This window comes from Mycobacterium sp. NGS40 (assembly GCF_059812735.1).
On sequence record NZ_JCALDG010000010.1, the window covers coordinates 148,042 to 170,775 of the forward strand.

Sequence of the window (22,734 nt, forward strand, 5' to 3'; positions counted from 1 at the left end):
CGCGCTGGACATGACGTGCAGGCGTCGGCGAACTTGCGATCAGTGCCGTCCGCGGGAAATTCTGTGTGAATAGACCCTCGAGGCGGGCCGCGGTGACAGTGCGGTCTACCATCGTGCGTAGTAGATCCTGCGCCCCGCTGCGACCCCAAGGAGTTATTGCGTGAGCGTTCGCGGGCGCCTAGGGCCAACCCGAGCGCCGAGCCGAATACGCGGCACGGTGCTGGCTTATGTGGCGCTGACGAAGCCCCGCGTCATCGAGCTGCTCCTGGTCACCGCGATACCCGCGATGCTGCTGGCTCACCGTGGCCACGTGGACCCGGTGCTGATCTTCAACACGCTGATCGGTGGGATGCTGGCGGCCGGCGGAGCCAACACGCTCAACTGCGTGGCCGACGCCGACATCGACAAGTTGATGAAGCGGACCGCGCGGCGGCCGCTGGCCCGCGCCGCGGTGGCGACGCGAAATGCCCTGGCCCTGGGGCTGGTGCTGACGGTGAGCTCGTTCTGCTGGCTCTGGTGGACGACGAACCTGCTCTCGGGGTTGCTGGCGCTCGCCACCATCGCGTTCTACGTGTTCGTCTACACGCTGCTGCTCAAGCGCCGCACGTCGCAAAACGTCGTGTGGGGCGGCGCGGCCGGCTGCATGCCGGTGATGATCGGCTGGTCGGCTGTCACCGGCACCATCGGCTGGCCGGCCCTGGCGATGTTCGCGATCATCTTCTTCTGGACGCCCCCGCACACCTGGGCGCTCGCGATGCGGTACAAGGACGACTACAAAGCGGCCGGCGTTCCGATGCTGCCCGCTGTGGCCACCGAGCGTCAGGTCACCAAGCAGATCCTGATCTACACCTGGCTGACCGTGCTGGCGACGATGGTGCTGGCACTGGCCACCGGCTGGCTGTACACGGCGGTCGCCGTGGTGGCCGGAGTGTGGTTCCTGGCGATGGCCCACCAGCTCTATGCCGGGGTCCGCGCCGGCGAGCCGGTCAAGCCGCTGCGGCTGTTCCTGCAGTCGAACAACTACCTCGCGGTGGTGTTCTGCGCGCTGGCGGTCGACTCGGTGATCGCCTTGCCGACACTGCTCTGAGCCGGTCGGCCTAGATCCCGTTCGTCACGTCGGCACCGCCTTTGTTGGGATCGGTAGCCGATCGTCGCGCATGTACTGGGTGCGCGACCGATTTGCCTAGCCAAAACCGATGCAGCACAAAGGCCGCAGTTCGATACTGACTCTCAGCAGCAAAGCCTGCGGAAAAGGGACATGGGGCCATGGAACACATGCGCATCGTCAAGAAGGTGATCGCCGCGGCGCTGCTGTCGGGCGGTCTGGTGCTCACCGATTTCGGCCTGACCGCGGCTATCGCCGGCGCTCAACCCGGGCCGGTGCCGTTGGATGCCTGGCCCGGGTGTCCGAACGACCACCCGTCCGGGCCATGCCACTGGTGCCCGGGGCAACCGTTGCCACCCACCGGCAATCACGTCACCAACCCGGTTGTTTGGGACAACAACATTTGCCACACCTACTACTACGTCTACTTCGGGCAAGGCAATGTGGCCCAGAACATCTGGGACGGCGAGAATCCGCCGCCGCCACCTCCACCGGCGCCGCCGGGCCTGATCAACAAGGACAACTGCCAGCAGATCCTCGGAATCTTCTGCCCTAAGGCCTGAATTCGCTTACGGCAGCAGCACAATCGAGCCGGCGGTCTTGCGGCCCTGCAGGTCCTGGTGAGCGCGGGTCGCTTCGGCCAACGGATAACGGCCTCCGACTTCGATGTTGATGGATCCGCCGGCCACCGCCTCGAACAATTCCTCGGCGCGCCAGTTGAACTCCTGTCCGGTGCGCATGAAGTGCACCAGCGCCGGGCGGGTCAGGAACACCGACCCCGCGGCGTTGAGCCGCTGCGGATCCACCGGCGGCACCGGCCCGCTGGAAGCGCCGAACAACGCCAGGGTTCCGCGCACGGCCAGGCTGGCCAGGCTGGCGTCGAACGTGGTCGCACCGACGCCGTCGTACACCGCGGCGACGCCGAGACCTCCGGTCAGTTCACGAATCCGCTGGCCGAACGCGGCGGCGTCGTCGGGGTAGGACAGCACCTCGTCGGCGCCGGCCTTCTTGGACTTCTCGGCCTTCTGGGGCGTGGAGACGGTGGTGATGACCCTGGCGCCGAGTAGGTGTGCCCATTGAGTCAGGATCAGCCCGACGCCGCCGGCGCCGGCGTGCACCAGCACCGCGTCACCAGCCTGCACCGGATACACCGACTTCAGCAGGTAGTGGGCGGTCAGTCCCTTCAGCAGCACCGAGGCCGCGATCTCGGAGCTAACGCCGTCCGGCACCTTGGCAGTCAAATGTGCTGGCGCAGTTGAGAATTCAGCGTATGCGCCGGATGCGGCCGCGGACACCACCCGGTCGCCGACCCGGAAGCCTTCGGTTCCCTCGCCGAGGGCCGCGACGGTGCCGCACACCTCGGAGCCCAGGACGAACGGCACCTCGCGCGGGTATTGCCCGGATCGGAAATAGGTGTCAATGAAGTTGACGCCGATGGCCTCGGCCTGGATCAGCAGCTCGCCGGGGCGCGGCGAGGGTTGTGATGTGTCGACGTAACGAAGGACCTCGGGGCCGCCAGTTTCACTGACTTCGATTGCGTGCATGTGGATATCATGCCCGGGCATGAAGCTTGCCCGCCCGGACGTCTTCCACCCCCGCATTGTGCTGGCCGGATGCCGGCGGCGCACGGACGACGCCGGCCTGGTATCCGCGCTACGGACCCGGGGCCTGCACGCTCGCTGGCTGCACTGGGACGATCCCGAGACCGTCGGCGCCGACCTCGTGATCCTGCGCGACATCGCGGACGCCGGCCGGCGCGACGAGTTCCTCGCCTGGACCCGCCGCGTCAAGAACCTGCTGAATCCACCCGCGGTGGTCGCGTGGAATCTCGGTGCGCGGTACCTGGACGACATCGAGAAAGCCGGTGTGCCGACCCTGCCGGGGGCGACGGCACGGTCGGTGTTGATCTTCTTCGGAGGGCAGCAGTCCCACGCTTGGCCGGCCGAGCCGGACTTCGAGTCATGGGACCTCGGCTACGCGGCGATCGCAGCGGCTGCCAAACACGCCGGTATCGGCGTCGGCGAGCTGCTCTACGCGCGTGTCGACGTCTGCGACGCACGGGTGGCCGGACTCGATGTGGTGGCGCCGTCGCTGGGTTGGCGACAGCTAGACGCCGCCGCACGCGAACTGGCCCAGCGCAATTTTGCCCTGGCCGTGGAATCAGCCTGCGAGCGGCTCGGGCTCGGCCCGTTCTCGCATCGAGGCCCATAGCGCCGCGGTCGCGGCGGTGCACGCCGCGGCACCCGCGACGTGGATGGCGACCAGGGCGGCGGGTACACCGGTGAAGTACTGCGTGGTGCCGACGGCCGCCTGCAGGCACACGAGCCCGAGCAACACGCCCAGCCGCAGCAGGATCGGCCGCGCCGCGCCGACCGCCAGCAGCCCGAAGCCCAGGCCGACCAGCAGTGCGAGGTAGGCGACCAGCAGCGACGAATGCATGTGTACCAGCGTGGTGATCTCGACTTTCAGCCGCGGCACCGTCCGGCTGGGGCTGCGGTCTCCCGCGTGCGGGCCGGCCGCGGTCACCAGCGTGCCGGTGACCAAGACCACCGCCAGGTTCACCCCGGTCAGCGCCGTGAGCAGGCGCAGCGGCCGGGCCACCCGCTCGCGCACGACGCCGTCATCCGGCTCGCCGATCTTGACGTAGAGCAGCACCGACAGCCACACCATCGTCATCGACACCAGCAGATGGATGGCCACCGTCCACCACAGCAGCCCGGTGCGCACGGTGATGCCGCCGATCACGGCCTGCACCACCGTGGACACCGGCATCAGCCACGCGTAGGCCAGCACCTCGGTGCGCCGTCGGGCCCGGTACACCGCCAGCACCGCCAGCGCGGCGGTGACCACGACCGCGAGGCTGAACAGCCGGTTGCCGAACTCGACGGACTGATGCACCCACGGCACCTCGGCGACCGCGACCGGGACGAAACTGCCCGGAAAACACTGCGGCCAGGTGGGGCAACCCAGTCCCGACGCGGTGACCCGCACGATCGAACCGGTGACCGCGATACCGCCCTGAGACAGGATCACCGCGGCGGCGACGATCCGCTGGACGCGCAGACTGGGATCGGGGAGCAGGTCCACCGCCCGCATCAGCACTCGTCCGACAGCCACCGCCCGATCGTAGGCCAACGAAAACTACGGACCGTAGTACGGCCCGAGGGTTTCGCCGAGACTGTAGTTTTGCAGGCCCATATCGGCGTGTTGTCTGCGTGATTACAGTGTCGCGAGATCCTCAGGTGAAGCGGAACCAGCGCAGCGCGCCCAGTGCGGCCACCGCGCCCCACACCGCCAGGACGACGACGCCGAACCAGTCGACCGACAGCGTCATCGCCTGCGACAGCGCCTCGGTCAGCGCACCGGACGGGGTGAGCCGGGCCGCCCATTTGACCGCGGCCGGGATCATGTTCGTCTCGAGGGTCAACGCGCCCAGTCCGGCGAAGACGAACCACATCAAGTTGGCGACCGCGAGGACGATCTCGGCGCGCAGCGTGCCGCCGAGCAGCAGCCCGAGTGCCGTGAAGGCGGCAGTGCCCAGGGCGATGACCGCCGCGCCCAGCACCAGAGCCAGCGGTGCGGGTCGCCAGCCCAAGGCAAAACCGATGGCGCCCAAGATGATTGCCTGTAAGAACACGACGGTGATCACGGCCAGGGACTTGCCGGCGATGATGCCCCAGACCGGAAGGGGCGTGGCCCCAAGCCGTTTCAAGGCCCCATATCTGCGGTCGAATGCGATCGCGATGGCCTGCCCGGTGAATGCCGTCGAAATCAAGGCCAGGGCCATGATGGCCGGCACGAACGTCGCGGCACGGTTGTGGCCGAATGAGCCGAACGGCAGCAGCGTCAGCCCGATCAACAGCGTGATCGGGATGAACATGGTCAGCAGTAGCTGTTCACCGTTGCGCAGCAACAGCTTCAGCTCCAGCCCGAACTGGGCGGCCAGCATTTTCGGCACGGCGCTGGGACGCGGATCGGGGGTGAAGGTGCCGGGGGGAAACACCGGGGTGTTGGTGTCGGTCACGATCGCAACTTCCTGCCGGTGAGCTCCAGGAACACATCTTCGAGGCTGCGTTGCTCGACACGCAAATCGGTTGCCAGCACATCGATTTGGGCGCACCACGCCGTCACGGTCGCCAGCACCTGCGGGTCGACGGGGCCCTCGACCAGGTACTCGCCCGGGGTCACCTCGGTGGCCTTGTAATCCTCCGGCAGTGCGGAAGCCAAGAGCGACAAGTCAAGTCGTGGCGGTGCGGTGAACCGCACCTGGTCTTTCGCGCCGGAACGCATCAGTTCCGCGGGCGTGCCTTCCGCGACGGTCGACCCCCGGTCGATGATGACGATCCGGTCGGCGAGCTCCTCGGCCTCTTTGAGCTGGTGTGTGGTCAGCACCACCGTCACGCCGTCGCGGCGCAACGCGTCGATCAATTCCCACACCAGCAGCCGGGCATGCGCGTCCATCCCGGCGGTGGGCTCGTCGAGGAACACCAGTTCCGGACGCCCCACCAGCGCGCAGGCCAGCGCGAGCCGTTGCTGCTGCCCGCCCGAGAGCCGCCGGTAAGTGGTGCGGGCGGCATCGGTGAGGCCCAGGGTGGCCAGCAGCCACTGCGGGTCCAGCGGGTCGGCGGCGTAAGAGGCCACCAGGTCGAGCATTTCGCCGGCGCGGGCCGCCGGGTAGCCGCCGCCGCCCTGCAGCATCACCCCGATACGCGCGCGCAGCCTGGCGTTGTCGGCGACCGGGTCCAACCCCAGCACCTCGATCGTGCCGGCGTCCGGCCGTACGAAGCCCTCGCACATCTCGACGGTCGTCGTCTTGCCGGCGCCGTTGGGCCCCAGCAGGGCCAGCACCTCCGCGGCGCGCACTTCGAGATCGAGATCAGCGACAGCGGTCGTCGAGCCGTAGTGCTTACTCACCCCACGCAGCCGCACCACTGTCTCGGGGGCTTGGGGGTCTAGGCGGCCCGAACTCACGTCGAGTCAGCGTAGGCGTCGGGCGCCGACTCGGATCGAGGGGTGGCCCGCGGGGTCTGGACGGTCACGGTGGGCTCGGCGCTGGGCGGTCCGTCGCCGTTGTCGGTGGACGGGGACTGTAGCGGCCGCCACGGCAGCCGGGTGTAGGTCAGCGCGACCAGCACGGCCATCACTGCGGCGCTGGCCAGGGTGGCATCCAGGATCTGGAACAGCGCGAAGCGATCGCCGTTGGCGGTCGGTCCGAAGATCCCGACGACGAGCGTGATCACGATGACCGTCTCGCGGAAGCCCGTGCGCGTCGCCCAGCAGGCCAGCGGAATGATCGCCCACAGCAGGTACCAGGGCTGCACGACGGGAAACAGCAGCACGCAGATGCCCAGCGCGACGCCCAGGCCGCCGATCGGGTGCAGCCGGCCGCGGAACACCGCGAACAGCAACCAGCTGACCAGCACCATGATGATCAGCACGCCGATAAAACGCGTCAGGGCCAGCACGGCGGTGGTGTGATCGCCCAGGCCCAGCAGAATCCCGACCTGCCCGGTGGCCAGAGCCAGCAGCGTGGGCGGCGACATCCAGCTGCGCACCACGTTGGCGGTCCCCAGCGTGAACATCCAGCCGAATCCGAGCCCGCTGGCCCAGCCCACCAGGCCCATCACCGCCAGCGACAGCGACCCGATCCCGCCGCCGGCCAGCAGCAGCGCCCGCAGGTTGCCGCCCCAGCGGTGGGCCAGCGCCATCGTGACGAATCCCAGCCCCAACAGCGAGGGCAGCTTCACCTGCGAGGACAGCGTGATCAGGATGGAGCCGGCCAGCAGCATGCCCAGCGGCTCCCAGTCGGGGCCCAACCGGCGCCACGAGAGGGGCCGCAGCCGGGGCGCATCGATACCGCGCAGCGCGTATTCGGCGCCGATCAGCATCAACCCGAGCATCAGCGCCTCGTTGTGGATGCCGGCGACCAGATGCATCAGCAACAGCGGATTGGCCACACCCAGCCACAGCGCGCTGACCTCGGCGACGCCGCAGCGCCGGGCCAGCCGCGGCACGGCCCACACGATCATCGCCACGCCGGCCAGCACCACCAACCGATGACAGAGCACCGCGGCGACGATGTTCTCGCCGGTCAGCGCGGAGATGCCGCGCCCGATCCACAGGAACAACGGTCCGTAGGGCGCCGGCGTCTCACGCCACACGCTGGGCACCGACAGGGTGAACACATGGCCGAGACCCAGCCCGGACGCGGGACCGACCTTGTACGGGTCGAGGCCTTCCAGCGAGATCTGGCTCTGGGCCAGGTAGGAGTAGACGTCCTTGCTGTACATCGGCGGCGCGATCAGCAGCGGCAGCATCCACAGCACCAGGGTGCGATCCAGTTCGCCGCGTGACATCTGCCGCTTGCCCAGCGCGAATCGGCCCAGCATCAGCCAGGCCAGCGCCATCATGACCGCCCCGACCGTGGTCATCGTCAACGACACCGTTTGGATCCGGGACGGCAGGTTCAGCAGCCGCACCCCGAACGTGGGGTCCTGGACGACGGGACGCGCGCCGGCGCCCAGTGCGCCGATCCCCATCAGGACCGTTCCGGTGGCGCCGAACAGCCGGGTGCGCCGAAGTGCGGTGAGTTCGGTCTCATTGAGCGGTGAGCCCACGGGCTTCTCGTCGCCGTGCAACGCGGCGATCGACGAGCTCAGCGAGTGGTGGCGCTCTGCCATCAGTGCAGCGTAGCGGCATGCCGCGAGGCCGCCGCCCGATGCTTGCCGCGCGATCGCCACGACCCGCCACTGAGGGCAGCCTTGCTGGACCGTTTTCCGGAATTGCGTCACACTGGTGTTGTGAAAATCCGGACTGCCGAGGAAGCCCAGGACGCCGGCGTCATGCCCGCAACCGGTGCCGCGGCTCCTACCGTCGTTCCGGATGGTCACACCCGCCGCGCCATCGTGCGGCTGCTGCTGGAATCCGGGTCGATCACCGTCAGCGAGATCTGTGACCGGCTGGGTCTGGCGGCCGCCGGCGTGCGGCGTCACCTGGACGCGCTGATCGACGCGGGCGATGCGGAATCGGCGGCCGCCGCGGCATGGCAGCAGGCCGGACGCGGGCGCCCCGCGAAGCGTTTCCGGTTGACGGCGGCGGGCCGGGCCAAGCTCGACCACTCCTACGACGACCTGGCGGTCGCGGCGATGCGCCAACTGCGCGAGATCGGCGGACAGGGTGCGCTGCAGACCTTCGCCCGGCGCCGTATCGACACGATCCTGGCCGGCGTCGAACCCGCGGACAGTGCCGACGACACTGACGTCGAGGCCGCCGCCCAACGGGTGGCCGGCGCGCTGACCAAGGCCGGCTACGTCGCCACCACGGCCCGGGTGGGCCCGCCGCTGCACGGCGTGCAGATCTGCCAGCATCACTGCCCGGTATCGCATGTCGCCGAGGAATTCCCGGAACTGTGCGAGGCCGAGCGCGAAGCCATGGCCGAAGTTCTCGGCACTCACGTGCAGCGGTTGGCGACGATCGTCAACGGCGATTGCGCCTGTACCACCCATGTGCCGCTCGCACCGGTTGCGAGCAAGGCAGCAAGCAAGACCTAGCATCAAGCGGCGCCCAGCCCGCGCGCCGGCACCAACACCAAAGGAGCGTCCGCATGACACTCACGCCAGAGGCAACCACGCCGGTCACCGGAGCGCCTTCAGGGCCCCTGACCCAGGAGCAGACGATCGCATCGCTGGGTAAGTACGGCTACGGCTGGTCGGACTCCGACGTCGCGGGCGCCAGCGCGCAGCGTGGGTTGTCCGAGGCGGTTGTCCGGGACATCTCGGCGAAGAAGAACGAGCCCGACTGGATGCTGCAGATCCGGCTGAAGGCGTTGCGCACGTTCGACAAGAAGCCGATGCCCAACTGGGGCTCGAACCTCGAGGGCATCCACTTCGACAACATCAAGTACTTCGTGCGCTCCACCGAAAAGCAAGCCGCCACGTGGGACGACCTGCCCGCCGACATCAAGAACACCTACGACAAGCTCGGGATCCCCGAGGCGGAGAAGCAGCGCCTGGTGTCGGGCGTCGCGGCTCAGTACGAGTCCGAGGTGGTCTACCACCAGATTCGTGAGGATCTGGAAGCCCAGGGCGTCATCTTCCTGGACACCGACAGCGGTCTGCGCGAACACCCGGAGATCTTCAAGCAGTACTTCGGCAGCGTGATCCCGGCCGGTGACAACAAGTTCTCCGCGCTGAACACCGCTGTGTGGTCGGGTGGTTCGTTCATCTACGTGCCGCCCGGCGTGCACGTCGACATCCCGTTGCAGGCCTACTTCCGGATCAACACCGAGAACATGGGCCAGTTCGAGCGGACGCTGATCATCGTCGACGAGGGTGCCTACGTGCACTACGTCGAGGGCTGTACCGCGCCGATCTACAAGAGCGACTCGCTGCACTCCGCGGTGGTCGAGATCATCGTGAAGCCCGGTGGCCGTTGCCGTTACACGACGATCCAGAACTGGTCGAACAACGTGTACAACCTGGTCACCAAGCGCGCCCGCGCCGAAGCCGGCGCCACGATGGAGTGGGTCGACGGCAACATCGGGTCGAAGGTGACGATGAAGTACCCGGCGGTCTGGATGACCGGCGAATACGCCAAGGGCGAGGTGCTCTCGGTGGCGTTCGCCGGCGAGGGGCAGCACCAGGACACCGGTGCCAAGATGCTGCACCTGGCACCCAACACGTCGAGCAACATCGTCTCCAAGTCGGTGGCTCGCGGCGGTGGCCGCGCGTCCTACCGCGGCCTGGTGCAGGTGAACAAGGGCGCCCACGGATCCCGCTCCAGCGTGAAATGCGATGCACTGCTTGTTGATACGGTCAGCCGCAGCGACACCTACCCGTACGTCGACATCCGTGAGGACGACGTGACGATGGGTCACGAGGCCACCGTGTCCAAGGTCAGCGAGGACCAGCTCTTCTACCTGATGAGCCGCGGCATGACCGAGGACGAGGCGATGGCGATGGTGGTGCGCGGCTTCGTCGAGCCGATTGCCAAGGAACTGCCGATGGAGTACGCGCTGGAGCTCAACCGGCTGATCGAGCTGCAGATGGAAGGCGCGGTCGGTTAGTGACGAACGTTTCTGAGGCGGTCGAGGGTTCGGCCCTGACTGCCGCCAACAAGGGGGAGCTGTTCGCGTCGTTCGACGTGGACGCCTTCGAGGTGCCCAGCGGCCGCGACGAGATCTGGCGGTTCACCCCGCTGCGTCGGTTGCGCGGCCTGCACGACGGCTCGGCCGTCGCCAGCGGCGCGGCGCAGATCAGTGTTGGCGAACAGCCCGGCGTACAGACCGAGACCGTGCGCCGCGGCGACGAGCGTCTCGGTCAGGGTGGCGTTCCCGCTGATCGTGTTGCGGCCCAAGCGTTCTCGTCGTTCAACTCCGCGACGGTGGTGACCGTCCCGCGTGACACCGAGGTTGCCAAGCCGATCGAAATCGCGATAACCGGGCCCGGCGAGGGCGCGGTCGCCTACGGGCATCTGCAGATCCGCGTCGAGGAACTCGCCCGCGCGATCTTCGTCATCGACCTGCGCGGCAGCGGGACCTACGCCGACAACGTCGAGATCGTCGTCGGCGACGCGGCGGCCGTCGGGGTGATCTGGATCGCCGACTGGGCCGACGACATGGTGCACGTCAGCGCGCATCACGCACGGCTGGGCAAGGATTCGGTGCTCGGCCATGTCAACGTGACGCTCGGGGGTGATCTGGTGCGTACGTCGACGACGGTGCGGTTCACCGCATCCGGCGGCGACGCCCAGCTGCTCGGCACCTACTTCGCCGACGACGGCCAGCACTTCGAATCGCGGTTGCTCGTCGACCACGCGTACCCCAACTGCCGCTCGGATGTGTTGTATAAGGGCGCGCTGCAAGCGGATCCGGAATCCAGCCGTCCCGATGCACACACCGTCTGGGTGGGCGACGTGCTGATCCGCGCGGAGGCCACCGGTACGGACACCTTCGAGACCAACCGCAACCTGCTGCTCACCGACGGCGCCCGCGCCGATTCGGTGCCCAACCTCGAAATCGAGACGGGCGAGATCGTCGGCGCCGGACACGCAAGTGCCACCGGAAGATTCGACGACGAGCAGGTGTTCTATTTACAAGCTCGCGGCATCCCGGAGGATCAGGCCCGCCGGCTGATCGTGCGTGGCTTCTTCGGCGAGATCATCCAGAAGATCGCCGTGCCCGCCGTGCGCGAACGGCTCACCGAGGCCATCGAACACGAACTTGAGTTAACCGAAGGAATCAAGAACTGATGACCACGCTCGAAATCAAGGATCTGCACGTCAGTGTCGCGCGCACCAACGAGTCCGACGCTATTCCGATCCTCAAAGGTGTTGACCTCACCGTGAAATCGGGGGAGACGCACGCGCTGATGGGCCCGAACGGGTCCGGCAAGTCCACCCTGTCCTACGCGATCGCCGGGCACCCGAAGTACGAGGTGACGTCCGGTTCGATCACGCTCGACGGTCAGGACGTGCTGGCGATGAGCGTCGACGAGCGGGCGCGGGCCGGCCTGTTCCTGGCCATGCAATACCCGATCGAGGTGCCGGGGGTGTCGATGTCGAACTTCCTGCGCACCGCCGCCGCCGCCGTGCGCGGCGAAGCTCCGAAGCTGCGGCACTGGGTCAAGGAAGTCAAGGGCGCGATGGACGATCTGGGGATCGATCCGGCGTTCTCCGAACGCAGTGTCAACGAAGGCTTTTCCGGCGGTGAGAAGAAGCGCCACGAGATCCTGCAGCTGTCGCTGCTCAAGCCGAAGATCGCGATCCTGGACGAGACCGACTCCGGCCTGGATGTCGACGCGCTACGGGTGGTCAGCGAGGGTGTCAACCGCTACGCCGAAGCCGAGCACGGCGGTGTCCTGCTGATCACTCACTACACCCGGATCCTGCGCTACATCCAGCCGCAGTTCGTGCACGTGTTCGTCGGCGGCCGCATCGTCGAGTCGGGCGGTCCCGAACTGGCCGACGAGCTCGAAGAGCACGGCTACGAGCGTTTCACCAGCCAAGCGGCATCCGCGGGGGCGTAACCATGGCGGCCTCCGTGAATCCACTGGACGTCGCGGCGATCCGTGCTGATTTTCCGATCCTCAAGCGCATCATGCGCGGGGGAAAGCAGCTGGCGTATCTGGATTCCGGTGCGACGTCGCAACGCCCGCTGCAGGTGCTCGACGCCGAGCGGGAATTTCTGTTGACCTCCAACGGCGCCGTGCACCGCGGCGCGCATCAGCTGATGGAAGAGGCCACCGACGCTTACGAGGAGGGCCGGGCCGACATCGCGGCGTTCGTCGGCGCCGGCACCCAAGAGCTGGTCTTCACCAAGAACGCCACCGAATCGCTGAACCTACTGTCATATGTGCTGGGCGACAAGCGATTCGAGTGGGCCGTCGGTGCAGGCGACGTCATCGTCACCACCGAGCTCGAACATCACGCCAACCTGGTCCCGTGGCAGGAGCTGGCCCGGCGCACCGGGGCGACGCTGCGGTGGTACGGCGTGACCGACGACGGGCGTATCGACCTGGACTCGCTGGAACTCGACGAGCGCGTGAAAGTCGTTGCGTTCAGCCATCACTCGAACGTGACCGGTGCGGTGGCGCCGGTGGACGAGCTGGTCGCCCGGGCCAAGGGGGTGGGTGCGCTGACCGTACTGGACGCTTGCCAGTCGGTGCCGCATCAGCCCGTCGACTTCCGCGCACTCGATGTCGACTTCGGGGCATTCTCCGGTCATAAGATGCTGGGCCCCAACGGGATCGGTGTGCTGTACGGCCGCCGTGAGTTGCTCGAGGCGGCGCCGCCTTTTATCACCGGTGGTTCGATGATCGAGACGGTCACGATGCAAGGCACGACTTATGCCGCGCCGCCGCAGCGGTTCGAGGCGGGCACTCCGATGACTTCCCAGGTGGTGGGGCTGGGCGCGGCGGCGCGTTACCTGAGTCAACTCGGCATGGACGCCGTGCAAGCTCACGAGAACGAGCTGGTCGCCGCGGCCCTCGACGGCCTGTCCGCTATCAGCGCGGTGCGCATCGTCGGACCCACCGCGATGGAAAACCGGGGATCGCCAATCGCATTCGTCGTCGACGGCGTGCACGCTCACGACGTTGGGCAGGTGCTCGACGACGAGGGCGTCGCGGTGCGGGTCGGGCACCACTGCGCGTTGCCGCTGCACCGCCGATTCGGTGTCGCCGCGACGGCGCGGGCGTCGTTCGCGGTGTACAACACCGCCGACGAGGTCGAGCGGCTGGTGGCCGGCGTGCGCCGGGCCATAGAGTTCTTCGGCGGGGTGTGAACCGTGCGCATGGAGCAGATGTATCAGGACGTGATCCTGGATCACTACAAGCATCCGCAGCATCGCGGACTGCGCGAGCCGTTCGGCGCGCAGGTCTATCACGTGAACCCGATCTGCGGCGACGAGGTCACGCTGCGGGTGACGTTGTCCGACGACGGCCAGACCGTCGCCGATGTTTCCTACGACGGACAAGGCTGTTCGATCAGCCAGGCGGCCACCTCGGTGCTCACCCAGCAGGTGATCGGCCAGAGCGTGGGGGAGGCACTGAAGACCATCACCGCGTTCACCGAGATGGTCTCGTCGCGGGGAACCGTCGAGGGCGACGAGGATGTCCTCGGCGACGGCATCGCCTTCGCCGGAGTTGCCAAGTACCCGGCCCGGGTGAAATGTGCTCTGCTGGGGTGGATGGCTTGCAAAGACGCACTGGCCCAGGCCAGCCATTCTTTCGAGGAGGACCAACGATGAGCGAAACCACCGCACCCGACCAGGAATTCATCGCCGACCTCGAGGAGGCGATGCGCGATGTCGTCGACCCCGAGCTCGGCATCAACGTCGTCGATCTGGGGCTGGTCTACGGCCTCAACGTCGAGGACGGCGACGAGGGAAAGGTCGCGACCATCGACATGACGCTGACGTCGGCGGCCTGCCCGCTGACCGATGTGATCGAGGACCAGTCGCGTAGCGCGCTGGTCGGCAGCGGTCTGGTCAACGACCTGCGGATCAACTGGGTGTGGAACCCGCCGTGGGGTCCGGACAAGATCACCGAGGACGGACGCGAGCAGCTGCGTGCCCTCGGCTTCACCGTTTAGCCGCCGCTCAACCGCGGTGGCCTGCGGGCTTTCTGCCCGGGCATTTGCCGTCGTGGGCGGGGCGCAGGTCGATGGTCGTCGCTTGTAGCGTGCCACTGCCGTCTTGATTGCCTTGCGCGGTCATGCATTTGCCTTGCGCGATGGCCTGAGTGTCGGCACCGGCCTGCTTGGTGTACCGCGTTTGGTCCGTGACCGTTACCGGGGTCTGCGAACCGGCACCGGTGACGGTGATCGTGTTACCCGCGACGGACGCCACGGTACCCCGCACCGCCGGGTGCTTGTCCCCAGCGCCCGGCGGGGGAGTTGTCGAGCCGCCGGGGGCGTTGCCCGACGGGCATTTCCCGTCGACGGCGGAGCTCACCCGCACGGACGCCGCGGTGAGCGGTTGATCGGGCTGGGAGTCCCGTTGCGCGGGACGCACGACCACGCAGCTTCCGGCCGTGACGTCACGCAGCGCCGCCGCGGTGACCTCGGTGACCTTGGTCGACGTCGTGAAAGCCACTGCGGCATTGCCCTTTTCCCCGGTGACCTGAGCGGTGTTTCCCGACACCGATGCGATCAGGCCACGCACTCGGGCCTGGCCGGCGGCCGGCGGCGGGGCAGACGTCGTCGCCGGTGAGGAAGCGCTACTCGTGGTGCCCGGCGACGAGGACGGGCCGGCCGGGTGCGACGAACCACACGCCACGGCGGATGCCGCGGTGACTCCGGTGACCGCGAGCAACGCGAACCGGGCGAGCCGAGACTGATGAGAGCTGGCAGGCATCAACGTTTCTCCAATCGTGGTGTTGGTCCCAACGTTTACCGGATCCAGCTGTGCCGGACCTGTGTGTGAAAATCCCACCGCCCGGCTGTGACTTCAATCTCAGTGCCAAATACCTTCTCGTATCGGTTTTTTGGCGGCGTGTTAGGGGAAGGCGTACTGGATCGTTTCCCCAATCTCAGGAGCACACTTTTTGATGTCGAAAGCGATTCCGCTTGCAGCCCTGACCCACGTCGCCCTCAACGTCGCCTGGGTGGTCGGCGCCGTGGCCATCGCCTACGCGGTCGGGATGGCGTTGTCCTGGGTGTTGCAGCGATTCAAGGGCCGCAGCGCGATCATCGACGACATCGACGTGCTGACTCGACGGCCGCTGCGCGCGATCCTGATGGTGATCGCCGCGACCACCGCGGTGCACCACACCTCGGCCTCGTCGGCGCTGTGGCGCGGCTACCTGGACCACGTCCTGATGATCGCGCTGACGGCCACCAATACCTGGCTGATCGCCAGCCTGGTCTTCGTCGCCGAGCGCCGCGCGATCGCGCGCTTCGCGGGAGGAGACATGGACATCGCGGAGGCCGACCGGCATCGGCGCAAGATACGCACCCAGATCACGCTGCTGCGCCGGTTGGTCGTTGCGCTGGTCGTGGTGCTCGGCATGGCCGCGGTGCTGATGACCTTCCCGTCGTTCAGCAACGTCGGCAAGACGCTGTTCGCCTCGGCCGGGGTTTTGTCGGTGGTGGCGGGGCTGGCCGCCCAGACCTCGCTGGGGGCGATGTTCGCCGGAATTCAGATCGCGTTCTCCGACGCCATTCGGGTGGGCGACGTGGTGGTGCTGGAGAGCGAGTGGGGCCGTATCGAGGAGATCACGCTCACCTACGTCGTCGTGCACCTGTGGGATGAGCGGCGGCTGGTGTTGCCGACCACTTACTTCACCAAGACGCCGTATCAAAACTGGACGCGCAACGCCACCGCGCTGCTCGGCACGGTCGAACTCGACGTCGATTTCGCCGTGTCGTTGGACGCCATGCGCGCCGAACTGGATCGGCTGTTGCGCTCGAATGAACTGTGGGACAACCGGGTTGGCGTGCTCCAGGTGACCGACGCGGTGAATGGCTATGTGCGGGTGCGGATGCTGGTGAGCGCCCCGAACGCCGGAGCACTGTTCGACCTGCGGTGTGACGTACGCGAGGGCATCGTCCGGTGGCTGCAGGACGCCCAGCCGGGCGCGTTGCCGCGGCGCCGGATCGAGCCCGCTCCCACGCTCGGCGCCGACGACGTCGTGCCGCAGACGGCGGCGGTGTCCCGGGCGGATTCCGCACTGTTCAGTGGTAGTCCCGGCGCCGAACAGCGCAGCCACGTCTTCGAGGGTCCGGACGACGACGACCGCGTCGACGGACGGGATTTCGCCGGCGCGCGATCGCGCGGCGACTGACGTCGCTGGGGGTGGTTGACCGGCGCCGGATTGGGGTATGCCCGGCTCATCTCATGTCGAGTTGGGTTTGTGGGGGGATGAGTGATCGGCGATGCTCGGCTGGCTGGATGATTTGCAGCGACGGAACCGCGGCGTGAGTGTGACCGTCGCGGTCATCTACAAATATCTCGATGACCAAGGCGGCTATCTGGCCGCGCTGATCACCTACTACGGCTTCGTGTCGCTGTTTCCGATGCTGTTGTTGTTGACGACCGGGTTGGGTGTGGTGCTCGCCGGTCGCCCCGACCTGCAGGAGCAGGTGCTGCACAGCACCCTGAGCCAGTTCCCCGTGATCGGCAGCCAGCTGCATCAGCCCGAAGGGCTCAGCGGGGGGACGGTCGCCGTGGTGGTCGGGATCCTGGGTGCGCTCTACGGTGGGCTGGGCGTCGGCCAAGCCGTGCAAAACGCCATGGACTCGGTGTGGGCCGTGCCGAAGAACAAGCGTCCCAACCCGATTCGGGCCCGCGTGCGCAGCTTCGGCTTGTTGTTCGTGCTCGGTTCGGCCGTGATCGCGGCGACCGTGCTGTCCGGGATCGCCCAGACGACTCAGGAATTGGGCGTCTTCGGAAAGATCGGCATCACGCTCACAGCCGTGGCGGTCAACACAATGATCTGCCTGGTGGCCTTCAGGGTGACCACGTCAAGGGAACTCACCTATCGGCAGGTGCTGCCGGGAGCTGTTGCGGCAGCGTTCATTTGGCAGATATTGCAGTGGTTCGGCGCCGGCTATATCCAGCACACGGTCAAGACGGCCAGCGCCACCAACAGTGTCTTCGCATTGGTGCTGGGGTTGCTGGCGTTCCTGTATCTGGTGTCGACGACGCTGGTGCTGTGCGCCGAGATGAACGTCGTGCTGGTCGAGCGGCTGTACCCGCGCGCGTTGCTCAGCGCATTCAGTGACGACGCCGAACTCACGCCGGCCGATCGCCGGATCTACACCAAGCGGGCGAAAGCCGAACGCGTCAAACGGCTCGAGCGGGTGATCGTCAGGTTCAACGACGTCAACCGACCCGTGACGCCGTAGCGGCGGATATCAGAACGCGTCTTCGGAAATACGCATGACGTCGTCGTCGATGGATTCGATGACGCGGCGCAGCGAGGTCAGCTTCGGCAGCATGTTCTTGCCGAAGAACGCCGACGTCGCGATCTTGCCCTGATAAAACGCCACGTCCTTCTCGGCGGGGTTGTCGCCCAGCGCCGCGTGCGCGACGCCGGCCTGCACCAGCAGCCGCCAGCCGATCAGCAGGTCGCCCATCGCGAGCAGATAGCGCACCGAACCGAGGCCCACCTTGTAAATCTCGGTGGGGTGCTGCGTCGCGGACATCAGGTAACCGGTCAACGCGCCCGTCATCGCCGTGACCTCGTCGAGGGCGGTTTGCACTGCCTGCGCTTGCGCTTTCAACGCCTCGTCGCAGGTGTCGATGGTGTTGCTGATCTGCGCGGTGACAAACTGCAGCGCCGCGCCGTGGTCGCGGACGATCTTGCGGAAGAAGAAGTCCAGGGCCTGGATCGCGGTGGTGCCCTCGTAGAGCGAGTCGATCTTGGAGTCGCGGATGTACTGCTCCAGCGGGTAGTCCTGCAGGAAGCCCGAGCCGCCCAGCGTCTGCAACGACTCGGTCAGGACCTCGTACGCCCGCTCCGAGCTCACGCCCTTGACGATGGGCAGCAGCAGATCGTCGACGCGGTGTGCCATTTCGTGGTCGGCGCCCGAAACTTGTTGTGCCAGCGCATCATCTTGATGCGCCGCGGCATACATGTATAGCGCCCGCAGTCCTTCGGCATAAGCCTTCTGGGTCATCAGGCTGCGGCGCACATCGGGGTGGTGCATGATCGTGACCCGCGGCGCGGTCTTATCGGTCATCTGAGTCAGATCGGCGCCCTGCACCCGTTCCTTGGCGTAGGCCAGCGCGTTGAGGTAGCCCGTGGAGAGCGTGCCGGCGGCCTTGACGCCGATGGTCATGCGCGCGTGCTCGATCACGGTGAACATCTGCGCGATCCCGTTGTGCACGCCGCCGACCAGATAACCCACGGCGGGCACATCCGTGGCGCCGAACGTCACCTCGCAGGTCGGCGACGACTTGATGCCCATTTTGTGTTCGAGTCCCGTCACGAAAACCCCGTTGCGCGCTCCGAGTTCGAACGTGTCGGGGTCGAACAGGTAGTTGGGCACGTAGAACAGGCTCAGCCCCTTGGTGCCGGGGCCGGCACCTTCCGGGCGGGCCAGCACGAGATGAAAAACGTTGTCGGCGGTGTCTCCGACGTCACCCCCGGAGATGAACCGCTTGACGCCCTCGATGTGCCAGGTGCCGTCCGGTTGCTCGATCGCCTTGCTGCGTCCCGCACCGACATCGGAGCCCGCATCGGGTTCGGTGAGCACCATCGTGGCGGCCCAGCCGCGCTCGACACCCTCTGCCGCCCAACGCTTCTGCTCCTCGTCGCCCTCGGCCCAAAGTGCTTGTGCCATAAAGGGACCCAGGCAGAAGAAGCTTGCCGACGGGTTGGCGCAGAAGATCATCTCGTTGACCGCCCAGGCCAGCGGCGGCGGCGCGGGCATGCCACCGATGTCTTCGGCCAGGCCCAGCCGCCACCATTCGGCGTCCTTGATCGCCTGCACGGTCTTGGCCAACTCGGGTGCCACGCTGATGGTGTGCGCGTTGGGGTCGAACACCGGCGGGTTACGGTCGGCGAACGCGAAAGTCTCGGCGACCGGCCCCTCGGCCAGGCGAGCGGCTTCGGACAAGATGGTGCGCACCGTGTCGGCGTCCAGTTCGCTGTACTGCCCGGCACCGAGAATCGCGTCTACCTCGAGCACTTCGAAGATGTTGAACTCGAGATCACGGACGTTAGCGATGTAGTGGCCCAAGACATCTCCTCAACTGGTCCATCCGGGGTCGGATCATCAGCCCTAAGTCTGTCCGAGCGGGGAAAACCTCCGCAACCGTAACCTCGCAGCACTCACCGTCGTCGCCCGCAAACGAAAACCCAACTGTTCATTGGGAAGATCGACCCGCGTCACTGTTCCGGCGCTGCGGTAGGTGCCGTCGCGCTGGCCAATCGCCGCTGGCCGGAGCAGGATGGGGGTGCGCCAATGGTCGACATTCGCGCGGGAACATCCGAGCAGTACCCGGCGTTAGGCGAAATGTGACAACACAGGATCTCACTGCGGAGCAGTTCAACGCGACCATCGAAAACAACGACATCGTGCTGGTCGACTTCTGGGCTTCCTGGTGCGGGCCCTGCCGCCAGTTCGGACCCACCTTCCAGGCGTCGTCGGAGAAGCACCCCGACATCGTCCACGCCAAGGTGGACACCGAAGCCGAACAACAGCTCGCCGCCGCCGCTCAGATTCGGTCGATTCCGACGCTGATGGCCTTCAAGAAGGGCAAACTGCTGTTCAACCAGCCGGGTGCCCTGCCGCCGGCGGCGCTGGAAGACTTGGTGCAGCAAATCAGGGACTTCGACGTCGAGGCGGCTCAGGCCGATCAAGCTTGATCCAACCTTGATCCAAGCCGCCGAATAGGTCTCTAGCAACGTCCGCGATACCGTTCACCGGTGAGTTTGGTACTCGTTGAACACCCGCGGCCCGGCGTGGCCTTGATCACTCTCAACCGGCCCGAGCGGATGAATTCGATGGCGTTCGACGTCATGGTCCCGCTGAAGGGCACGCTGGAAGAGGTCACGTACGACAACTCCGTGCGAGTCGTGGTGCTGACCGGGGCGGGCAGGGGATTCTCCTCGGGTGCCGATCACAAGTCCGCGGGCGCGGTGCCGAACGTGGACGGGCTGACCCGCCCGACGTATGCGCTGCGCTCCATGGAGCTGCTCGACGACGTCATTCTGGCGCTGCGGCGGATGCACCAGCCGGTCATCGCGGCGGTCAACGGCGCGGCCATCGGCGGTGGTTTGTGCCTGTCGCTGGCCGCCGACATCCGGGTGGCCTCCACCAACGCCTATTTCCGGGCCGCGGGCATCAACAACGGTCTGACCGCGAGCGAACTGGGTTTGTCCTACCTGTTGCCCAGGGCCATCGGCGCGTCGCGGGCTTTCGAGATCATGCTCACCGGCCGCGACGTGACCGCCGAGGAGGCCGAGCGTATCGGGCTGGTGTCCTGTCAGGTGCCCGAGGGCCAGTTGCTGGACACGTGCTATGCGATCGCCGCGCGGATCGCCGCATTCTCCCGGCCCGGAGTCGAGTTGACCAAGCGCACACTGTGGAGTGGACTGGACGCCGGTAGCCTGGAAGGGCACATGCAAGCCGAAGGCTTGGGACAGCTTTTCGTCCGCCTGCTCACCGCGAACTTCGAAGAAGCGGTTACTGCGCGCGCAGAGCGGCGGCCCCCGGTATTCACCGACGAGAAATAACGTGCCCAGAGGAGAGCGATCGTGATCACCGCTACGGACCTTGAGGTCCGCGCTGGTGCGCGCATCTTGCTCTCACCCGACGGCCCCGACCTTCGGATCCAGCCCGGCGACCGCATCGGGCTGGTCGGGCGCAATGGCGCGGGCAAGACCACGACCCTGCGCATCCTGGCCGGGGAAAGCGAACCGTACGCCGGGTCCGTCGTCCGCACCGGCGAAATCGGTTACCTGCCACAGGATCCCAAAGAGGGCGATCTCGACGTGTTGGCTCGCGACCGGGTGCTGTCGGCGCGCGGGCTGGACGTGCTGCTCACCGATCTGGAGAAGCAACAGGCGTTGATGGCCGAGGTCGCCGACGACGAGGCGCGCGACCGTGCGATTCGCCGGTACGGCCAGCTGGAGGAGCGGTTCGTCGCGCTGGGCGGTTACGGCGCCGAGAGCGAAGCAGGCCGGATCTGCGCGAGTCTTGGTCTGCCGGAACGGGTCATGACGCAGCAGCTGCGCACCCTGTCCGGCGGTCAGCGCCGCCGGGTGGAGCTGGCGCGCATCCTGTTCGCCGCCTCCGATGCGGGATCGGGATCCTCGACCACGTTGCTGCTCGACGAGCCGACCAACCACCTCGACGCGGATTCGATTGGCTGGCTGCGGGATTTCCTGCGGTCCCACACCGGCGGCCTGGTGGTCATCAGCCACAACGTCGAATTGCTCGCCGACGTCGTCAACCGGGTGTGGTTTCTCGATGCCGTGCGCGGTGAGGCCGACGTCTACAACATGACCTGGCAGAAGTACCTCGACGCCCGGGCCACCGACGAGCAACGTCGCCGCCGGGAACGCGCCAACGCCGAACGCAAAGCCACCGCGCTGCGTTCGCAGGCCGCCAAGCTGGGTGCGAAGGCCACCAAAGCCGTTGCGGCACAAAACATGTTGCGTCGTGCCGATCGGATGATGGCCGCCCTCGACGACGAACGCGTCGCCGACAAGGTCGCCCGGATCAAGTTCCCGACGCCGGCTCCCTGCGGGCGCACCCCGCTGGTGGCCAAGGGGTTGAGCAAGTCCTACGGATCGCTCGAGGTCTTCACCGGCGTCGACCTGGCCATCGACCGCGGTTCGCGCGTGGTGGTACTGGGACTCAACGGTGCGGGCAAGACGACGCTGCTACGCCTGCTGGCCGGCACCGAGAAGCCCGACACCGGAGGGCTCGAGCCTGGGCACGGTTTGCGGATGGGCTATTTCGCGCAGGAGCACGACACCATCGACAACGACGCGACGGTGTGGGAGAACATCCGCCACGCCGCGCCCGAGTCCGGCGAACAGGACCTGCGCGGCCTGCTCGGCGCGTTCATGTTCAGCGGCCCGCAGCTCGAGCAGCCGGCCGGCACCCTGTCCGGTGGTGAGAAGACGCGACTTGCGTTGGCCGGTCTGGTGGCATCCACGGCAAACGTCTTGCTGCTCGACGAACCGACCAACAACCTGGATCCCGCGTCGCGGGAACAGGTGCTCGACGCGCTGCGCAGCTATCAAGGCGCGGTGGTGCTGGTGACACACGATCCCGGAGCGGCCGAAGCGCTGGACCCGCAACGCGTTGTCCTGCTGCCCGACGGCACCGAGGACTATTGGTCTGAGGAATACCGGGACCTGATCGAGCTCGCCTGAGCTAGTCATCGCACGCCAATTCGTCGAAATCGACACGCATACGACAACTGGTTCTTACTCTTGGTGCTTGGGTCTGAGTTTCAAGCGTGGAGGGGTCAGTGTCAAAGTCCAAAGAGATGCGCACCGAGTTGTTGGACGAGTTGCGCACCGCCTACGAGGGTGGCGCGAGCATTCGGACGCTCGTCGCCAATACCGGCAGGTCGTACGGGTCGATTCACAGCATGCTGCGCGAGTCGGGTACCACGATGCGCAGCCGCGGCGGGCCCAACCACACGGCTCGGCACCGCTAGAACCAGT

Annotated in this window: 22 protein-coding genes and 1 pseudogene; 16 read left to right on the plus strand and 7 right to left on the minus strand. The window is 66.9% G+C overall.

Annotated features, from left to right (window positions below):
* The first annotated feature begins 160 nt into the window (after positions 1-160).
* A complete protein-coding gene (locus tag AC5Y5O_RS17230; protein WP_096286821.1) occupies positions 161-1,087 on the plus strand; it encodes a heme o synthase in 927 nt (308 codons plus the stop codon).
* 179 nt (positions 1,088-1,266) lie between these two features.
* Positions 1,267-1,668 (plus strand): hypothetical protein, encoded by a 402-nt coding sequence (locus AC5Y5O_RS17235; protein WP_243393866.1) that lies wholly within the window; start codon positions 1,267-1,269, stop codon positions 1,666-1,668.
* A 6-nt stretch (positions 1,669-1,674) separates the two neighbouring features.
* Here AC5Y5O_RS17235 and AC5Y5O_RS17240 read toward each other — a convergent pair whose 3' ends face one another.
* Entirely contained in the window at positions 1,675-2,649 is a 975-nt protein-coding gene (locus AC5Y5O_RS17240) for a quinone oxidoreductase family protein (protein ID WP_500026019.1), read from the minus strand.
* Positions 2,650-2,668: 19 nt separating this feature from the next.
* Here AC5Y5O_RS17240 and AC5Y5O_RS17245 point away from each other — a divergent pair, with 19 nt between their 5' ends.
* The gene (locus tag AC5Y5O_RS17245) at positions 2,669-3,316 is read left to right on the plus strand and encodes a DcsG N-terminal domain-containing protein (RefSeq protein WP_500026021.1); all 648 of its coding nucleotides are present in this window, start codon (positions 2,669-2,671) and stop codon (positions 3,314-3,316) included.
* Here the strand turns inward: AC5Y5O_RS17245 and AC5Y5O_RS17250 are convergent.
* The 4 genes from AC5Y5O_RS17250 to mptB all read right to left on the minus strand — a co-directional run bounded on the left by AC5Y5O_RS17250 (position 3,266) and on the right by mptB (position 7,785).
* Positions 3,266-4,240 (minus strand): COX15/CtaA family protein, encoded by a 975-nt coding sequence (locus AC5Y5O_RS17250; protein ID WP_500026024.1) that lies wholly within the window; start codon positions 4,238-4,240, stop codon positions 3,266-3,268. The two genes, AC5Y5O_RS17245 and AC5Y5O_RS17250, sit on opposite strands and share 51 nt — an antisense overlap.
* A 103-nt stretch (positions 4,241-4,343) precedes the next feature.
* Positions 4,344-5,129 carry an ABC transporter permease gene (locus AC5Y5O_RS17255; protein WP_500026027.1) on the minus strand — a complete coding sequence of 262 codons (786 nt, stop codon included), beginning with the start codon at positions 5,127-5,129 and terminating at the stop codon, positions 4,344-4,346.
* Entirely contained in the window at positions 5,126-6,076 is a 951-nt protein-coding gene (locus AC5Y5O_RS17260) for an ABC transporter ATP-binding protein (RefSeq protein ID WP_500026028.1), read from the minus strand. Before AC5Y5O_RS17260 ends, AC5Y5O_RS17255 begins: the two co-directional genes overlap by 4 nt.
* Positions 6,073-7,785 carry a polyprenol phosphomannose-dependent alpha 1,6 mannosyltransferase MptB gene (gene mptB / locus AC5Y5O_RS17265; RefSeq protein ID WP_096286831.1) on the minus strand — a complete coding sequence of 571 codons (1,713 nt, stop codon included), beginning with the start codon at positions 7,783-7,785 and terminating at the stop codon, positions 6,073-6,075. Before mptB ends, AC5Y5O_RS17260 begins: the two co-directional genes overlap by 4 nt.
* Positions 7,786-7,905: 120 nt before the next feature.
* Here mptB and AC5Y5O_RS17270 point away from each other — a divergent pair, with 120 nt between their 5' ends.
* From AC5Y5O_RS17270 to AC5Y5O_RS17300, 7 genes and pseudogenes are all read left to right on the plus strand, one after another.
* Complete coding sequence (locus AC5Y5O_RS17270) at positions 7,906-8,655, plus strand: helix-turn-helix transcriptional regulator (RefSeq protein WP_423790873.1); 750 nt, start codon at positions 7,906-7,908, stop codon at positions 8,653-8,655.
* Positions 8,656-8,708: 53 nt separating this feature from the next.
* Entirely contained in the window at positions 8,709-10,169 is a 1,461-nt protein-coding gene (gene sufB / locus AC5Y5O_RS17275; protein ID WP_096286835.1) for a Fe-S cluster assembly protein SufB, read from the plus strand.
* The gene (sufD, locus tag AC5Y5O_RS17280; RefSeq protein ID WP_096286837.1) at positions 10,169-11,353 is read left to right on the plus strand and encodes a Fe-S cluster assembly protein SufD; all 1,185 of its coding nucleotides are present in this window, start codon (positions 10,169-10,171) and stop codon (positions 11,351-11,353) included. Before sufB ends, sufD begins: the two co-directional genes overlap by 1 nt.
* On the plus strand, positions 11,353-12,129 hold the full coding sequence (gene sufC, locus AC5Y5O_RS17285; protein ID WP_500026033.1) for a Fe-S cluster assembly ATPase SufC: 777 nt from the start codon (positions 11,353-11,355) through the stop codon (positions 12,127-12,129). Before sufD ends, sufC begins: the two co-directional genes overlap by 1 nt.
* Before the next feature lie 2 nt (positions 12,130-12,131).
* Complete coding sequence (locus tag AC5Y5O_RS17290; RefSeq protein ID WP_096286841.1) at positions 12,132-13,385, plus strand: cysteine desulfurase; 1,254 nt, start codon at positions 12,132-12,134, stop codon at positions 13,383-13,385.
* 9 nt (positions 13,386-13,394) lie between these two features.
* A pseudogene (gene sufU, locus AC5Y5O_RS17295) lies at positions 13,395-13,866 on the plus strand (Fe-S cluster assembly sulfur transfer protein SufU); the annotation flags it as partial.
* Positions 13,847-14,194 carry a metal-sulfur cluster assembly factor gene (locus AC5Y5O_RS17300; protein ID WP_096286845.1) on the plus strand — a complete coding sequence of 116 codons (348 nt, stop codon included), beginning with the start codon at positions 13,847-13,849 and terminating at the stop codon, positions 14,192-14,194. The pseudogene sufU and the gene AC5Y5O_RS17300, both read left to right, overlap by 20 nt.
* 7 nt (positions 14,195-14,201) lie before the next feature.
* On the opposite strand, the gene AC5Y5O_RS17305 is transcribed toward AC5Y5O_RS17300, so the two are convergent.
* Complete coding sequence (locus AC5Y5O_RS17305; protein ID WP_500026035.1) at positions 14,202-14,957, minus strand: DUF5666 domain-containing protein; 756 nt, start codon at positions 14,955-14,957, stop codon at positions 14,202-14,204.
* 193 nt (positions 14,958-15,150) lie between these two features.
* On the opposite strand from AC5Y5O_RS17305, the gene AC5Y5O_RS17310 reads away from it, so the two are divergent.
* Both AC5Y5O_RS17310 and AC5Y5O_RS17315 read left to right on the plus strand, forming a co-directional pair.
* Positions 15,151-16,386, plus strand: a complete 1,236-nt coding sequence (locus AC5Y5O_RS17310) for a mechanosensitive ion channel family protein (protein WP_500026037.1) — start codon at positions 15,151-15,153, stop codon at positions 16,384-16,386.
* 91 nt (positions 16,387-16,477) lie between these two features.
* Positions 16,478-17,449 carry a YihY/virulence factor BrkB family protein gene (locus tag AC5Y5O_RS17315; RefSeq protein ID WP_096286849.1) on the plus strand — a complete coding sequence of 324 codons (972 nt, stop codon included), beginning with the start codon at positions 16,478-16,480 and terminating at the stop codon, positions 17,447-17,449.
* A gap of 9 nt (positions 17,450-17,458) precedes the next feature.
* Here AC5Y5O_RS17315 and AC5Y5O_RS17320 read toward each other — a convergent pair whose 3' ends face one another.
* A complete protein-coding gene (locus AC5Y5O_RS17320; RefSeq protein WP_500026039.1) occupies positions 17,459-19,288 on the minus strand; it encodes an acyl-CoA dehydrogenase in 1,830 nt (609 codons plus the stop codon).
* A 278-nt stretch (positions 19,289-19,566) separates the two neighbouring features.
* On the opposite strand from AC5Y5O_RS17320, the gene trxA reads away from it, so the two are divergent.
* From trxA to AC5Y5O_RS17340, 4 genes are all read left to right on the plus strand, one after another.
* Positions 19,567-19,917: a thioredoxin gene (trxA, locus tag AC5Y5O_RS17325; protein WP_085221813.1), complete on the plus strand. Its 351-nt coding sequence runs from the start codon at positions 19,567-19,569 to the stop codon at positions 19,915-19,917.
* A gap of 60 nt (positions 19,918-19,977) precedes the next feature.
* Positions 19,978-20,787 (plus strand): enoyl-CoA hydratase, encoded by an 810-nt coding sequence (locus tag AC5Y5O_RS17330; protein WP_500026043.1) that lies wholly within the window; start codon positions 19,978-19,980, stop codon positions 20,785-20,787.
* A gap of 21 nt (positions 20,788-20,808) precedes the next feature.
* The gene (locus AC5Y5O_RS17335) at positions 20,809-22,437 is read left to right on the plus strand and encodes an ABC-F family ATP-binding cassette domain-containing protein (protein ID WP_096286855.1); all 1,629 of its coding nucleotides are present in this window, start codon (positions 20,809-20,811) and stop codon (positions 22,435-22,437) included.
* 98 nt (positions 22,438-22,535) lie between these two features.
* On the plus strand, positions 22,536-22,727 hold the full coding sequence (locus AC5Y5O_RS17340) for a helix-turn-helix domain-containing protein (protein ID WP_096286857.1): 192 nt from the start codon (positions 22,536-22,538) through the stop codon (positions 22,725-22,727).
* Positions 22,728-22,734 lie beyond the last annotated feature (7 nt).